At 34.8% G+C, this 15,978-nt stretch carries 12 protein-coding genes; 11 read left to right on the top strand and 1 reads right to left on the bottom strand.

Features of this window, described 5'->3' with window-relative positions; translation table 11 throughout:
• The first annotated feature begins 926 nt into the window (after positions 1 to 926).
• The 11 genes from P5P87_RS24685 to P5P87_RS24635 all read left to right on the top strand — a co-directional run bounded on the left by P5P87_RS24685 (position 927) and on the right by P5P87_RS24635 (position 14,515).
• Positions 927 to 3,695: a SusC/RagA family TonB-linked outer membrane protein gene (locus P5P87_RS24685; RefSeq protein WP_278020949.1), complete on the top strand. Its 2,769-nt coding sequence runs from the start codon at positions 927 to 929 to the stop codon at positions 3,693 to 3,695.
• Entirely contained in the window at positions 3,664 to 4,029 is a 366-nt protein-coding gene (locus P5P87_RS24680; RefSeq protein WP_278020948.1) for a hypothetical protein, read from the top strand. Before P5P87_RS24685 ends, P5P87_RS24680 begins: the two co-directional genes overlap by 32 nt.
• Positions 4,030 to 4,045: 16 nt before the next feature.
• Positions 4,046 to 5,518, top strand: a complete 1,473-nt coding sequence (locus tag P5P87_RS24675; protein WP_278020947.1) for a RagB/SusD family nutrient uptake outer membrane protein — start codon at positions 4,046 to 4,048, stop codon at positions 5,516 to 5,518.
• Positions 5,519 to 5,550: 32 nt separating this feature from the next.
• Positions 5,551 to 7,467 carry an arylsulfatase gene (locus P5P87_RS24670; protein WP_278020946.1) on the top strand — a complete coding sequence of 639 codons (1,917 nt, stop codon included), beginning with the start codon at positions 5,551 to 5,553 and terminating at the stop codon, positions 7,465 to 7,467.
• A 228-nt stretch (positions 7,468 to 7,695) separates the two neighbouring features.
• Entirely contained in the window at positions 7,696 to 8,751 is a 1,056-nt protein-coding gene (locus tag P5P87_RS24665; RefSeq protein WP_278020945.1) for a sterol desaturase family protein, read from the top strand.
• Between the two features lie 11 nt (positions 8,752 to 8,762).
• Positions 8,763 to 9,479: a thioredoxin domain-containing protein gene (locus P5P87_RS24660; RefSeq protein ID WP_278020944.1), complete on the top strand. Its 717-nt coding sequence runs from the start codon at positions 8,763 to 8,765 to the stop codon at positions 9,477 to 9,479.
• A gap of 482 nt (positions 9,480 to 9,961) precedes the next feature.
• Positions 9,962 to 10,204: a sulfatase-like hydrolase/transferase gene (locus P5P87_RS24655; protein WP_278020943.1), complete on the top strand. Its 243-nt coding sequence runs from the start codon at positions 9,962 to 9,964 to the stop codon at positions 10,202 to 10,204.
• The gene (locus P5P87_RS24650) at positions 10,128 to 11,435 is read left to right on the top strand and encodes a sulfatase-like hydrolase/transferase (protein ID WP_278020942.1); all 1,308 of its coding nucleotides are present in this window, start codon (positions 10,128 to 10,130) and stop codon (positions 11,433 to 11,435) included. Before P5P87_RS24655 ends, P5P87_RS24650 begins: the two co-directional genes overlap by 77 nt.
• Positions 11,436 to 11,561: 126 nt before the next feature.
• A complete protein-coding gene (locus P5P87_RS24645; RefSeq protein ID WP_278020941.1) occupies positions 11,562 to 12,821 on the top strand; it encodes a YeiH family protein in 1,260 nt (419 codons plus the stop codon).
• Between the two features lie 34 nt (positions 12,822 to 12,855).
• Positions 12,856 to 14,406: an arylsulfatase gene (locus P5P87_RS24640; RefSeq protein ID WP_278020940.1), complete on the top strand. Its 1,551-nt coding sequence runs from the start codon at positions 12,856 to 12,858 to the stop codon at positions 14,404 to 14,406.
• Complete coding sequence (locus P5P87_RS24635) at positions 14,372 to 14,515, top strand: hypothetical protein (protein ID WP_278020939.1); 144 nt, start codon at positions 14,372 to 14,374, stop codon at positions 14,513 to 14,515. The genes P5P87_RS24640 and P5P87_RS24635 overlap by 35 nt, the downstream gene beginning before the upstream one ends.
• Before the next feature lie 139 nt (positions 14,516 to 14,654).
• Here P5P87_RS24635 and rocD read toward each other — a convergent pair whose 3' ends face one another.
• A complete protein-coding gene (gene rocD / locus P5P87_RS24630) occupies positions 14,655 to 15,905 on the bottom strand; it encodes an ornithine--oxo-acid transaminase (protein ID WP_278020938.1) in 1,251 nt (416 codons plus the stop codon).
• Positions 15,906 to 15,978 lie beyond the last annotated feature (73 nt).

Here is a 15,978-nt window from a genome sequence, read left to right as displayed (position 1 = left end):
TTATTACAAATATAAGTATTTATCATTAGGTTGGTTCAAAAAATTCTATTTTCTTTTAATACCTATAAAATTACTTTAATTTATTCAAAATCAACTTTAAATTCTTATTTAGATTTTACAAAATTAAAACTAGAAATTGCTCTACAGAGCTTTTTTACTTCATTTGAAATTCAAAAAAAACATTTTAGAGGGAATTTAAGAATAAAAAACAAGAGTAAATTACTACAATTTTGCATGGTTTTTAAATTATTCTTTAACAATTATCTCAAACTCAATTATCTTATCAAGTCCTTTAAAATAAGGCATTCGCAAAAAATAAGGATATTTCACAAGGCTTGTAGCAGACATATTTTTCAAAAAAAGTGCATCAAATTTTTGGTTTTTATTATATAAAATTTAACTTTGTCTATAGGATTAGTAGAGTTTAAAATAGTATTTCAAACCTTAAAAACTATTATTGTGAAAACAACAGAAAGCATATCGCGTTACATTCTTCGTAAAAACTACACTTATAGCACTATTTGTTATATGTGTATCTGTTGTTAATAATCTACATATTTTGTTTGCCTTTAGATTTCATATCGAAGCAAATCTTTTAAAACACCACCAAAAATATTTACTGAATTTAACCAAAGGTCTCTTTCGATGCAATTATTTGTATTGGAGCAGATTCTTGAAACTATATCTATTATTCAATAAATTAAATAACTAACAATTAAAAAAAACTAAAATGAAAACAATGCAAAGCTGTTGCTGTAAATAAAAAAAGCCATTTCTGCGGCAACAGAAATGGCGAGGCTTAAAGAAACATTTATCACTAAATCAAGAACACTTTTAGAGTGCTGTATAAACAGTGCTCAGGGCGTCTTGTTAATTACTTAAAACCAGTACAAAGAAATGAAAAAAAATTAAACCTATATATACTCTTGCAGTTGCTCTTTATAACGGCAGGAATACAAGCCCAAAATACCACGCCTCTTATTCAATCTAAACTTGACGGAACTGTTGTAGATGCTATTACAAATCAGCCTATTATAGGGGCTTCTGTCAATATTAAAGGAACAACTCACGGAGTTGTAACAGATACTGAAGGAAAATTTTACTTTCAAACGGGACAAAAATTTCCTTATACTTTGATCGTAAGCTACATTGGATATAAAAAACTAGAAGTCACTGTTGAAAAAAACCCTGTTATTATTAGTCTTAGAGAAGAACGCCAAGAATTAGACGAATTGGTAGTTGTTGGTTATGGAACTCAAAAAAGAAAAGACATTACAGGTTCTGTCGCTTCGGTTCCAAAAGCCAATTTATCTCAGGTAACTTCTTCGGCAGATAACCTATTAAGAGGCGCTGTAGCGGGGGTTGTAGTCACACAAAGTTCTGGCCGTCCTGGAGCATCATCGAGTGTTCGCATTCGCGGAGGAAACTCGATTACTGCTGGTAACGAACCGCTTTATGTTGTTGACGGAATTTTAATTTACAATGATAACAGTAACAGTTCGGCAGGAGTAACTTATGCTGGTGCCAGCGTAAATGTTCTTTCGACAATTAATCCTGCTGATATAGAATCTATTGAAGTTTTGAAAGATGCTTCTGCAACGGCAATTTACGGTTCTCGTGGTGCAAATGGAGTTGTGATTATTACAACTAAAAAAGGAACAAAAGGTCAAGATAATATTTCTTACCAAGGTTATTTTGGATTCCAAAATATTTCAAAAAAACTGAAATTAATGAATGCCAGTGAATGGGCAAGTTTAAGAAACGATGTTCAGGCAAGTATTGGACAAGCGCCTTCTTTTTCTCCAGAACAAATCGAAGCTTTAAAAACTTCTGGAAATTACGATTGGCAGTCTGCGGCTTTTGTTACTGCAGCACCTGTTCAAAACCATAACTTATCTTTTTCTGGCGGAGACGAAAAATCGAGATATGCAATTTCTGCAGGATATTTTGATCAAGACGGTATTGTTTTAGGTTCTGATTTTAAACGTATTTCGCTTCGTGCCAATTATGAAAGAAACTATTCTCAGAAATTTAAATTTGGAGTAAATGCCAATTATACCAATTCAATTGCAAATGGTGTTGGTACAAATGGAGGCGCGGCGGCGGGAAGAAATCCGAACCCGCTTGTTAGTGTGCTCTTAACAGCTCCTGTTGTACCTATTAAAAATGCAGACGGAAGCTATAATGTAACCAACAATCCTTATGCAACTTCTGTAAATGGTTATGTTCCGAATCCGATTAACGATTTGGATAATACAATTAACGAAACCAAATTAAACCGAATTCTAACCAGTTTATTTGGCGAATACAAATTCAATAAAGAATTAACTGCAAAAGTGGCTGTAAGCGGTGATGTTTTAAATACAAAACAAAATTATTATGCGCCATCAAACACAACAACAGGAGCGGGAACAAAAGGTTTAGCTTCTATTGGAGAAAGATCAGTAGGTTCTGTTTTAAATGAAAACACACTGAATTATAATACTCATTTTGGCGAGAATCATAAGTTTTCTGCTTTGGGAGGTTATACGCTTCAATATACAAAAGGCGAAGTTGTGAATGCTGGTGCTCAAACTTTTGTTAATGATGCCAATACTTACAATGCTATTCAAGACGGTGTACCTGTAAAACCATACAGCGATGCTTATGAAAGTGTATTAAAATCATGGTTAGCAAGAGTAAATTATTCATATAAAGGAAAATACAACTTTACGCTTTCAGGTCGTGCGGATGGTTCTTCTAGATTTGGTTCAGAATCGCTTTGGGGTTACTTTCCTTCTGCGGGATTTTCATGGAATATTACTGATGAAGAATTTGCCAACAATATTAAAGGCGTAACCGAGGCCAAACTGAGAATTACAGCAGGAACAACAGGAAACCAAGAAATTGGAAATTATCTTCCACTTGCTTCAATGGGATCTGTAAATTACTCTTTTGGAGGAACTTTATACACTGGTCTTGCTCCTACTCGATTGGCAAATCCAGATCTAAAATGGGAAAAAACAAACCAATATAATGTTGGATTGGATTTATCATTATTGGATCGAAAAATCAATTTTGTTTTTGATGTGTATTACAAAAAGACAAAAGATTTATTAATTAACGTTCCCGTGCCTTTGAGTTCAGGTTATGCAACTGTGCTTCAAAACATTGGAGGAGTTGAAAATAAAGGTTTTGAAGTTGGTTTAACTACCGAAAATATCAAAACAGAAAACTTCGCTTGGAATTCAAACATTGTATTTTCTCTCAACCGAAATAAAGTTACTGAGATTGGAAATGGTGTAAACGAATTTTTCCCAGTAGTTCCAAATGGTTCTTTATTACAGCAGCAGCCAGTTATTGTAAAAGTAGGTTTGCCTTTGGGAAGTTTCTGGGGATACAAAACTAACGGAATTTTTCAGACTCAGGAAGAAGTTAATACGCAACCAAAAATCAACAGTTTAGCAAATACAAAAGTTGGAGACAGAAAATATGTTGATACAAACGGAGATGGTGTAATTACAGCTCTTGACAAAGGAAATCTAGGAACTTCTCAGCCAAAATTTGTTGGAAGTTTCAGCAACACCGTTTCATACAATGATTTTGATTTGAATTTCTCTTTTCAAGGAGCATACGGAGGAAAAATCTTTAATGCTTTAAATCAGCAATTAGAAATTTCTACGCTTGGGACTAATGCAGCAGACTACTTTAAATGATCGTTGGACACCAACCAATCCGAGTAATGAAATTCCGAGAGCTTCTAGTTCTCCACTTGGAATTGTTTCTGAACGATACGTAGAAGATGCTTCTTTCTTACGATTAAAATTAATCACTTTAGGATACACTTTACCAAAAAGCGTTTCTAAAAAATTGGGAACAAAAAGCGTAAAAATCTACGTTTCAGCAGAAAACTTAATTACATGGACAAAATACACTGGCTATGATCCAGAGGTAAGTTCATATGAACAAAACAACTTATATCCGGGAATTGACTTTGGTTCTTATCCAAACTCTAAAACATTCATCTCGGGCTTGAACGTAACTTTCTAAGTAAAAAAATATCAAAATGAAAAAGATCATTATAACATTCCTTTTAAGTGCCGGCCTATTGGCATCGTGCGCTGATCTAGAGGTAACACCTACCTCTTTTGTAACCGAAGACAATTATTTTGTCACTCAAGATGATGCCGTTGCAAGTGTAACTGCCGTTTACGCTTCTTTAAGCCTTGATCCAGGTGAGCAAAGTTTGTTTGGAAGAAACCTTTATTTCTTGACCGATATGGGATCTGATTATGCAGCTGCAGGAGTTTCTGCAACAAATCCGCAGGTTAGAGCAATGAGCAGTTTAACGCATGATGCAACTAATGACCGTGTTCAGGTAGCTTGGAGACAAATTTATAACGGAATCAATAGAGCCAATGTTTCTATTGATAATATATCGAAAGTTTCTGGTTCTGAAGTAATCAAAACTAGATTAATTAATGAAGCTAAATTTATTAGAGGACTATTATATTTTCAGGCAGTTCGTCTTTGGGGCGGAGTTCCAATTGTTTTGCACGAATCTACTTCTATCAATTTGGGAGATTTAAAAACTAATCGTTCAACAGTTGACGAAGTTTACAATCAAATCATTAAAGATTTGACTGATGCCGAAGCTTTACCAAAAACCTATACTGCAGCAGATGCTGGGCGTGCTACTTCTGGTGCTGCAAAAGCAATTTTAGCCAAAGTGTATCTAACTAGAAAAGACTGGCCAAATGCGATTGCAAAATCTAGAGAAGTTATTAATGGAGGTTACGGCTATGCTTTGTTTGAAGATTTTCAAGACATTTTCACTAAAACAAAAAAGAACGGAAAAGAACATATTTTCTCGGTTCAATTTGAACCAAATCAAGCAGGAAATGGTTCTAGCGGAAGTACTTTTCAAGCAACTTCTTTTACTGGATTTACAGCGACTGAACCAGCAGATATTATATCAGACGTTGCTTTGTTTTATGATATTTATGCCCCTGGTGATAAAAGAAGAGATGTGAGTTATGCCAAACAATTGCTTAATCCGTCAACGGGAACACTTTACACTTTTCCGAAACCAATCTTCAAAAAATACTTGGATTTGTCTAATCTGGCAACACCTTCAAACGTAGCGATCAACTTTCCTGTTATTCGTTATGCGGACATTCTTTTGTCTTTAGCGGAAGCGATAAATGAACAAGGTGGACCAACTGCAGAAGCTTACGAATTAATTAATCAAGTACGTAGAAGAGCTTTTGGAAAAGATATTACAACTCCAGATGCATCTCTTGATTTATCTGGATTAGACCAAACTTCTTTTAGAGCAACAATTCAAGAAGAGCGCAAAAAAGAATTTGTTCAAGAAGGACAGCGTTGGTACGATTTGGTAAGATGGGGAACATTGGTTACCGAAGTGAAAAAAGTAACGGCTAAAAACTCGGTTTCAGAAAGAAATAATCTTTATCCGATTCCGCAAAGCGAAAGAAACATCAACCCTGATGGATTACCGCAAAACCCTGGATATTAAATAAAACCATATAACTAGAAAACTATAAAACAATGAAAAAATTTAAAAATAGCATTACATTCAAAAGTCCGAAAAAAGGGCTTTTGGTTACAGCTTTCCTTATTGCACAATTAGGAGTAGCACAGGAAAAAACAGAATTTAAAGGTGTAATCGGTAAAACTTTAGCTGATTCTAAAGAATATTGGCCAGAACCTGTAACGGCTCCAAAAGGCGCTCCGAATATTGTTTGGATTCTTTTGGACGACGTTGGATTTGGAGCTTCAAGTACTTTTGGAGGTTTAATCAACACTCCTACTTTTGATAATCTTGCTAATAACGGACTTCGTTATACTAACTTTCACACAACAGCAATTTGTGCTCCTACCCGTGCTGCTTTATTGACAGGTAGAAATTCAGGAAGAGTTCACGTAAGCGGATTTTCTCACACTATTTTATCTGCCGGTTTCCCAGGTTGGGACGGAAGAATTCCTTCTGATAAAGGAACAATTGCAGAGATTTTACGTGACAATGGCTACAACACTTTTGCAGTTGGAAAATATGGTGTTACACCAGACGAAGATGCTACAGATGCGGGTCCGTTTGACAGATGGCCGACAGGAAAAGGTTTCGATCATTTCTACGGATTCTTAGGTTCGCAAACCGATCAATACAATCCTGATTTGGTAGAAGATCAAACTCATATTAAACCTGATGGACGCCACTTAAATGAATTGATTACAGACAAAGCCATCAGTTATATTCAAAAACAGCAAAAAGCGGCACCGGGAAAACCATTCTTCTTGTACTATGCGCCTGGAGCAGTTCATGCGCCTCATCAAGTAGCTGAAAAATGGGTTGAACCGTACAAAGGAAAATTTGATGAAGGTTGGGATGTTTACCGTGAAAAAGTATTAGCCAACCAAAAGAAATTGGGAATATTTCCTCAAAATGCAGGACTGCCAGATCGTAACGCTTTAATTACAGAATGGAAAAAATTAACTCCAGACCAAAAGAAAGTATATGCAAGATTCATGGAAGTTTACGCTGGATTCTTAACCTATACCGATTATGAAATTGGACGAGTTGTGGATTATTTAAAACAAAGCGGACAATTGGATAATACTTTAATTTTTGTTGCCATTGGTGATAACGGAGCCAGTAAAGAAGGAACTTTGCAAGGAACAATCAATCAGAGTTTGTTTGCTCAAGGAAAAACAGACGAAGAAAATTTCCAAAGCAATTTAAACAATATTGGAGAAATCGGAACTGCTAAAGGATTAAATACGAATTATCCTTTAGGATGGGCTCAGGCTACCAATGCTCCTTTCAAAAACTGGAAACAAGATGCACATTCAGAAGGAGGAACTCGTAACCCGTTGATTGTATTTTATCCAAACGGAATTAAAGATAAAGGCGGAATCAGAAATCAATACAGCCACGTAACCGATTTACTTCCTACAACTTTGGCTATTGCAGGAATTAAAGCGCCAGAATATATCAAAGGAATCAAACAAGATATCATTCAAGGTTCTTCTTTCCAAGCCTCTTTAGATAATCCGAAAGCAGAATCATTGCATAAAGTTCAGTATTACTACATCTTCGGAAATAGAGCTATTTATAAAGACGGATGGAAAGCTTCTGCAGCACATTTACCAGATTCTTTTGCTGTGAAAAAATCTCTAGGAAGCAATGAGAAACCTGCTCCAAGCAATTTCGATACAGATGTTTGGGAATTGTATAACCTAAACGAGGATTTCAACGAACGTAATAATCTGGCGAAAAAATATCCTGAAAAACTAGCTGAGCTTCAAAAATTATTTGACGAACAAGCAAAAGAAAACAATGTGTACCCATTGATTGATTGGCAGGACGTTTACAACAGAAGAATCCATAACACAGGAGCTGATAAAGGAAAAACAGTTTCTGACTTAATCAAACAGGCTACTAAACCTGGAGGAACCAATAACTAATTACACAACCTGCAAGGTTTCTAAAACCTTGTAGGTTTAAATTAAAAGCTAAAAAAATACCTACAAGGTTTAAAAACCTTGCAGGAAATAAAAAGAGTAATTATGAAACGAGTAGATTATGAAATTATAGGAAAAAAGATTGTCGTGGGGATAATCTTGTTTTTAGTTCCACTGGCTATTCTGGCTGGCGGATTAGCAGTAGTAAATAATTTTTTAAAGTAAGAGATCATGGCAATAGTTCAAAAAGAAAAATTAACGAGAGACTTAACAATAAGTTTCTTCATTTATTCATTGCCTGTAGTGGCAATTTACCTTTATTTTAAATTAACTGGAGGAGCGATAAGTCAGTCGCATATTACACTTCCATCATTTTTAGAATTTGCACAGCCTGTCTTTGCCAACATCAGAACTTGGGGATTAACTGTTTTTATGCTAGTTCTTGGCGTAATCGAATTTGCGACTGGTTTGTATGATGACGAATGGACAGGCGAAGAACGTAAAATAGATATTGTTTGTTTCCTAGCTCCAAAATTGCTTTTACCTCCTGTAATTGCTTTTTTTAGTTTAACAGCTTTGCCTTATTTGTTGCCAAATTTGGCTAATTCATTATCATGGGTTCCGTTTTGGGGAGGCTTTTTCTTAATCGCCATTGCAGACGATTTAACGCAATATTGGTATCATAGATTGCATCATCAGGTTCCGTTTTTATGGCGTTTTCATAGAACGCATCACTCTGCTCCATATATGGGAATGGCTATGGCTTCTAGACAAAACTTTATTTATACCGTTTTCTTTTCTCAAATTTATTTGACAGCGACTTTAACGTATTTAGGTTTAGGACTTCCGGCTTTATTTGTTCTGGTAATCAAAAGCTTTATCACTTTGGGAGCGCATTCAAGCATTAAATGGGATAAACCTTTTTACAAATACAAAATATTACATCCAATTGCTTGGGTTTTAGAAAGACTTATTTCTACTCCAGCAACGCATCATGCACATCATGCTGATACAAGCGGAGACGGTGTTGGGCATTTTAAAGGAAACTTTGGAAACATGTTTTTTATCTGGGATGTCATTTTTGGAACAGGATTAATTACCCGTAAATATCCAGAATCGTATGGAACAAAATCATACAAACAAGAAGAATGGTACGCACAGTTTTTATGGCCAATTTTTAAATCTAAAAAAGAAGGAAGTTCACTTTCTGAAGGAGTATTATCACTTCCTTTAAAACCTAAAGCAGTTACTGAAGAAACTCCTAAACCAGTTTTAGAACAAGTATAATCTTTTCAGATATGAAAAATCATTTTTTAAAAATCAGTATAACAGCAATTGCCCTTTTATGGGTAATTGTCGCTTTTTCGCAAAATGAAATTCATAATTCATTATCTTTAGATTCATTTTATTCGAAAATAAAAAGCCAAAAGAGTCCGCAGATTGTTGATGCGAGAACGTCCGAAGAATTTGCTTTAAACCATATCGAAGGCGCTGTAAATTTTAATCTTCAATCTGAAAATTACATACAATCTGTTTCAAAACTTGATAAATCTAAACCTGTTTTTATTTATTCTATAGGAGCAGGAAGAAGTGTTGCTCTAGAAAAAGAATTGCTAAAAAATGGTTTCTCAGAAGCTTACAGTTTAGAAGGCGGAATTGCTAACTGGATTGGAAATGGAAAACCTTTTTATTCGAATCTAAAAAGCAAATTATCATTGGCAGAATTCAATAAAATTATTGCCGATAATAAAACTGTTCTAGTAGATATTGGTTCCAAATATTGCGCGCCTTGTAAAAAAGTAAAACCCATTTTAGAAACTATCCGATCGGAATACGGAACCAATTTAAAGATCTTAGAAATCGAGTTAGAAGACAGTCCGCAAGTTATTGCCGATTTAAAAACCGTAAGAGTTTTTCCGACTTTGATTTTATACGAAAATGGAAAAATTATTTTTAAGAAAGAAGGCATCAACGATTTGAAAAATGAGATTGATGTTGCGTTGGCTTCGAAATAGTCTCGAAACTTTTTACACTTATGTAACCATAATATTGTCATTTCGACGAAGGAGAAATCTTCGCAAGAAGCTCTACAAAGATTGGATATTCGTTGCGGAGTTACTCGTGAAGATTTCTCCTTCGTCGAAATGACAAAAATGCGTGTAAAACTTTGACAGAGTTCTATAATCGTAATATTTGTCAGGCTGAGCGAAGTCGAAGCCACCCAATCAAAATCGCCAATCTTTGTAGAGTTTCTTGCGGAGATTCCTCGTTCCTCGGAATGACAAAAAAACGCGTAAAACTTTGTCAAAGTTCTTGCATTCCATAAAAAAACAAACCAAAAACCATACTATGGCAACCTATAGAAAAATAACCAAAATTGCTCTCCCCATTTTACTAGTGCTTCTGATTATAGCGAGCATTTTTATTCTGGCCAATTAATACAGACGCAACATTAGTCAAAGAAGATCAAAAACTTGCAAAAGGGAAAAAAGATTTTTTGGCTTCAAAACCTAAAGATTCCGTTTCCGGAAAAAAGACCAATGTCATTATTATCCTTGCTGATGATTTAGGCAAATATGATATTTCGCTCTACGGCGGAAAAACGACTCCTACTCCGCAGATCGATTCTTTGGTCGCTTCGGGAGTTACTTTTACTGATGGATATGCATCTGCGAGCAATTTGCTCGCCTTCACGCGCTGGATTAATTACAGGAAGATATCAGGAACGTTTTGGTCATGAATATCAGCCAGGTGATCGCTATCCAAAAAACAATTTGGAATATTACGGTTTTAAATATTTAATTAAAACAGACAATTGGAGATTAAATGATAAAATCAATTATCCAAATGAAGCTTCAATTGCAACACAAGGACTTCCAAAATCAGAAATCACATTTGCCGATTTAGCTAAAAGACAAGGTTACAGCACTGCAATAATCGGGAAATGGCACTTGGGTCACAACAAAGGATTTTTCCCTTTAGATCGCGGTTTCGATTATCATTACGGGTTTTATCAAGCTTTCTCACTTTATACGCCTGAAGATGATAATCCAGATATTATCAATCATCATCACAAAGATTTTACCGATAAAACGATTTGGGGCAAAGGACGAGTTGGAATTGGCCAAATTAGACGAGATTCTACTATTATCGATGAAAAAGAATATTTAACTGAAAAGTTTGCTGACGAAGCCGAAGCCTTTATTGATAAAAATAAAAATAAGCCTTTTTTACTTTATCTTCCGTTTAATGCGCCTCACACTCCTTTTCAAGTTCGCAAAAAATATTACGATCGTTTTCCGAATGTTAAAGACGAAAACAAACGTGTTTATTTTGCTATGATCAGCGCTTTGGATGATGCCGTTGGGCGAATTCGAGAAAAAGTCAAAAAAGAAGGTTTAGAAGATCATACTTTAATCATTTTTGCAAGTGACAATGGTGGTGCCGATTATACTTTTGCTACAACAAATGCTCCTTTAAAAGGTGGGAAATTTTCTCATTTTGAAGGCGGAATTAATGTTCCGTTTTCACTTTCGTGGAAAGGAAAAATCAAACCTCATACAATTTACAAAACACCTGTAAGCACTTTAGATATTTTTACAACAATTGCCGCAGCTATTGGTTCTGATTTACCTAAAGACAGAGTTTATGACGGTGTTGATTTAGTAAAAACAGTAAATGAAAACACAGTAGCGCACAAAGATTTGTATTGGCGTTCTGGTGATGCAAAAGCGGTTCGAAGTGGTGATTGGAAATTAATCATTAGCGGAAAAACGCATGAAAAATGGCTTTATAATCTGGCTTCAGATAAATCGGAAACAAAAGATTTAGCACAACAAAATCCGCAGAAAGTAAAAGAATTAGAAACAGCTTTACAAACTTGGGAAAAAGGTTTAATAAAACCGCTTTGGCCTAATTTGACTTATTATGAATTTGACTTTGGCAAACAAAAATACTTTGTCGATTTGTAAACTTTAAATATAAATACTCCTCTCCTGCAAGGTTTCCAAAACCTTGTAGGTTTGTTTTTAACTACTCCAATAATTACTTAATACCTACAAGGTTTTGGAAACCTTGCAGGAAAGAAAAAAATCAAAATGTCAACCTCAACAAAATTTACTATTCACGAAGATTGGACCGTCGTAATTCTCGGTTTTCTCATTATCGGAATTTCACTTTTTATTTTTCTGCCAGAAGTTCCCTTTTTTAAATGGACAAACGGAACAGACTTAATAAACAATGTTTTCGAAATCAAAAACCTTCAAACTATAGGGTTGCAATTTATTTATTTCCTTTTAATTGGAATTATCGGAACTTTTTTAGTTGGAAAATCAGTTAGGAATTTCATTCTTGCATTTCCAATAATTTATTTCCTTACCTTAATTGCGCTAATTCTTGCCGGAAATGCAAAAATCAAAGCATTAAATCTGGAAGCAGTTATTTTCAGTTTAATAATCGGATTAATAATTGGAAATTTATTCAAACTTCCAGAATGGTTTCGTTCTGCTTTATCAACTGAGCTTTTTGTCAAAATTGGCTTGGTTTTATTAGGCTCGACTGTTATTTTTTCAGACATTCTAAAAGCAGGATCTTTAGGGTTAATTCAAGCTTTGGTTGTTGTTTTATCTGTCTGGTATTTTGCCTTTTGGCTTTGCCGAAAATTAAAAATTGATGATGAATTGACTTTGATGATTTCGAGTGCTGTTTCTATCTGTGGCGTTTCGGCAGCGATTGCAACTTCTGGAGCCATAAAAGGAGATTCTAAAAAATTATCTTATGTAATTTCTATCGTTTTGGTCACAGCCATTCCAATGATGATTTTTATGCCAATGATTGCCAAATACTTTAATTTTCCTGAAGAAGTTACAGGAGCTTGGCTCGGAGGAAGCATTGATACTTCTGGCGCCGTGGTTGCTTCTGGAACTTTGGTTGGCGAAACGGCATTAAAAATCAGTACTATTGTAAAGTTTTCTCAAAATGTTTTATTAGGAATTGTTGCTTTTGCCATTTCTATTTATTGGACTTATACGCACAACAAATCGGGAGAAGCTTTAGAATCAAAACCATCACTTTATGTCATCTGGGAACGTTTTCCAAAATTTGTTATTGGGTTTATTGGCGCCTCTATAGTTTTCTCTTTTTTCATTACACCCGAAACTCGAGAAACTGTCAAGGAAAGTTTAAAAAATATTCAGGGCCTTTGGTTTGCTTTGGCCTTTACAAGTATTGGTCTAGAAACCAATTTCAAAGATCTGCTTCAAAACAATAGCAAAAAACCTTTGATTACTTTCTTAATCGCACAGTTATTTAATATCATCATTACACTTATCATTGCTTTTTTACTCTTTAGCAAATAATTTAAAGAGAGCTTTAAAAACAAAATATAATACTATGAATACCAAACTAAAAAACATTTTACTTTCTTTCCTTCTCTCAGGAACAGGATGTATTTACGATTTAAATGCTCAGAATAATGCATCAAAACCTAACATCGTTTTGATTTTGGTTGACGACATGGGCTATTCGGATTTAGGAAATTACGGATCTGAAATTAGTACGCCAAACCTTGACCGGTTGGCAAAAGAAGGAACTCGTCTACGCGAATTTTACAATAACTCTATCTGTGCACCAACAAGAGCTTCTTTACTAACGGGACAATATCAGCATAAAGCGGGAGTTGGCTTTTTTGACGTCAATTTAGGACTGCCAGCTTATCAAGGATATTTAAACAAAGAATCTTTAACATTAGGAGAAGTTTTCCGTTCGGGCGGGTACAGTACCCTTTTATCAGGAAAATGGCATGTTGGTTCAGAAGATCAAGCCCAATGGCCAAATCAAAGAGGTTTCGATAAATTTTATGGCATCTTAAAAGGAGCTTCCAATTATTTTGACACCAAACCTTTGCCTTTCGGAAAAACGCCTTATCCAGTAAAATTAATTCGCAATAACGAGGAATTGCACCCAAAAGATGATTCCTATTATTTTACAGATGAAATTGGAAATAACGCTGTTACTTTTTTAGACGAACAAAATAAAGAAAACAAACCTTTCTTCTTATACTTAGCTTTTACTGCTCCGCACTGGCCATTACAGGCAAAACCCGTTGATATTGCAAAATACAGAGGGAAATTTGATGAAGGTTGGGACATTTTAAGAGAAAAAAGAATCAAAAAATTAAAAGAAAACGGAATTTTACTACCAGACCAAACTATTGCCCCGAGAGATCCAGAAGTTCCAGAATGGAATAAACTGACTTATGATGAAAAACAATTCTGGAAAGCAAAAATGGAAGTTTATGCCGCAATGGTAGATAATATGGATCAGAATGTGGGCAAAGTTTTAGATAAACTGAAAGCACTTAAAAAAGACAAAAACACACTGATTATTTTTATTTCTGATAATGGTGCTCAAGGCGGATTCAATACTTACAATCCCTTAGGAAGAGGTTTGGTTAGAAATGATGGACCTATTGGAACTTCGGGATCATTTGATTATCAGGAACAAAACTGGGCCTATTTATCGAATACTCCATTACAGGATTATAAAAACAATATGCATGAAGGAGGTTTTAGTTCACCGTTTATAGCTTGGTATCCTTCAAAAATTAAAGCCGGAAGAATTGACAAAGGAACAGGTCATATTATTGACCTTGCTCCTACTTTCTACGAATTGGCAGGAATTAAATATCCTAAAAATCTAAATGGAGTAAATTCTAATCCGCTTGCTGGCAAAAGTCTGTTGCCTGTTTTATTTGACAATGTTTCTGAAGTAAACAGAGGCGCACCGTTATTTTGGGAAAGAGCCGGAAACAGAGCCGTAAGAGAAGGAAAATGGAAATTGGTCTCTATTTATCCGTCATACCAATGGGAGCTTTATGATCTTGAAAAAGACCGAGGCGAAACAACAAATGTTGCTCGCTCAAAATCCTGGAATTGTAAATGATCTTTCAGCAAAATATTTTGATTGGGCAGACAAAACAGGAGTCGTAGAATACAGCAAATTTAAGTTGAAACCGGAAACAATGCCTGGCGGCGCTGCATTAAAAAAATAATTACTTTTTTTGATATTTTTAGTAATTATAACAAAAAGCGATTGGTAATACAACAGTCGCTTTTTAAAATAAAAAATGATCTACAAAAAAAGCAAGCAATTTTACTTGTCGCTTTTTTATTTTTATATCTAACCGATAATTATTTAAATTCATTCAAAGATTTCTCAATAATCTCAAGACATTCTTTTATTTGTTCTTCCGTCATAACCAAAGGCGGAGCCAGTCTGATTTTGTTTCCGTGAGTTGGTTTTGCCAATAATCCGTTATCTCTAAATTTCAAACAGATTTCCCAAGCCAGATCCGATTCTTCGTCTGTATTGATTACAATTGCATTCAAAAGACCTTTTCCACGAACTAGCGTAATTAAGTTGTTTTTTTCAGCGATTTTATTTAATCCGTCTCTTAAAATAACGCCAAGACGTTCTGCATTTTCAGCTAGTTTTTCGTCTTTAATAACCTCAAGAGCCGCAATTGCAACAGCAGCTGCGACAGGATTTCCTCCAAAAGTAGATCCGTGTTGTCCAGGTTTGATAACATTCATGATTTCATCATTACACAAAACTGCAGAAACTGGATAAACTCCACCAGAAATTGCTTTTCCTAAAATCAAAACATCTGGCTGTACATTTTCGTGATGAACTGCTAAAAGTTTTCCTGTACGAGCAATTCCTGTTTGAACTTCATCGGCAATAAATAATACATTATGTTTTTCGCAAAGGGCTTTCGCTTTCGCTAAATATCCTTCAGAAGGAACATAAACTCCTGCTTCGCCTTGAATTGGTTCAACTAAAAATCCAGCGATATTTTTTGATGAATTTAAAGCCTTTTCAAGTGCTTCTAAATTATCGTATTCAATTTTAATGAAACCATCAGTAAAAGGTCCGAAGTTTTTACGAGCTGTTTCATCGTTTGAAAATGAAATAATAGTAGTTGTTCTTCCGTGAAAGTTATTTTCACACACAATAATTTGTGCCTGATTTTCTGGAATTCCTTTTACTTCATAAGCCCATTTTCTAGAAATTTTCAAAGCAGTTTCAACCGCTTCTGCCCCTGTATTCATTGGAAGAACTTTATCGAAACCAAAATATTTGGTTACATATTCTTCGTAATTTCCTAATTTATCATTGTAAAAAGCACGAGAAGTCAAAGTAAGTTTCTGAGCTTGTTCTACCATTGCATTCACAATTTTTGGATGGCAATGACCTTGATTTACTGCAGAATAAGCAGATAAAAAATCATAATATTTTTTACCGTCAACATCCCAAACGTATACTCCTTCTCCACGCTCCAAAACTACCGGAAGCGGATGGTAATTATGAGCTCCGTATTTATTCTCTTTTTCAATCAAAATTTCTGATTTTGACGAAAGTGCTTTTTCTGTACTTATCATAATATGCTTTTTATTTCTACAAAAATATTAAAATTAAACAAATAACAATTCAAAAAACAATATTTTGACTTAA

This window comes from Flavobacterium ginsengisoli (assembly GCF_029625315.1).
Lineage (GTDB): Bacteria > Bacteroidota > Bacteroidia > Flavobacteriales > Flavobacteriaceae > Flavobacterium > Flavobacterium ginsengisoli.
The sequence above is the reverse complement of the archived record's forward strand: the minus strand, read 5'-3'. Positions and strand labels throughout refer to the sequence as shown.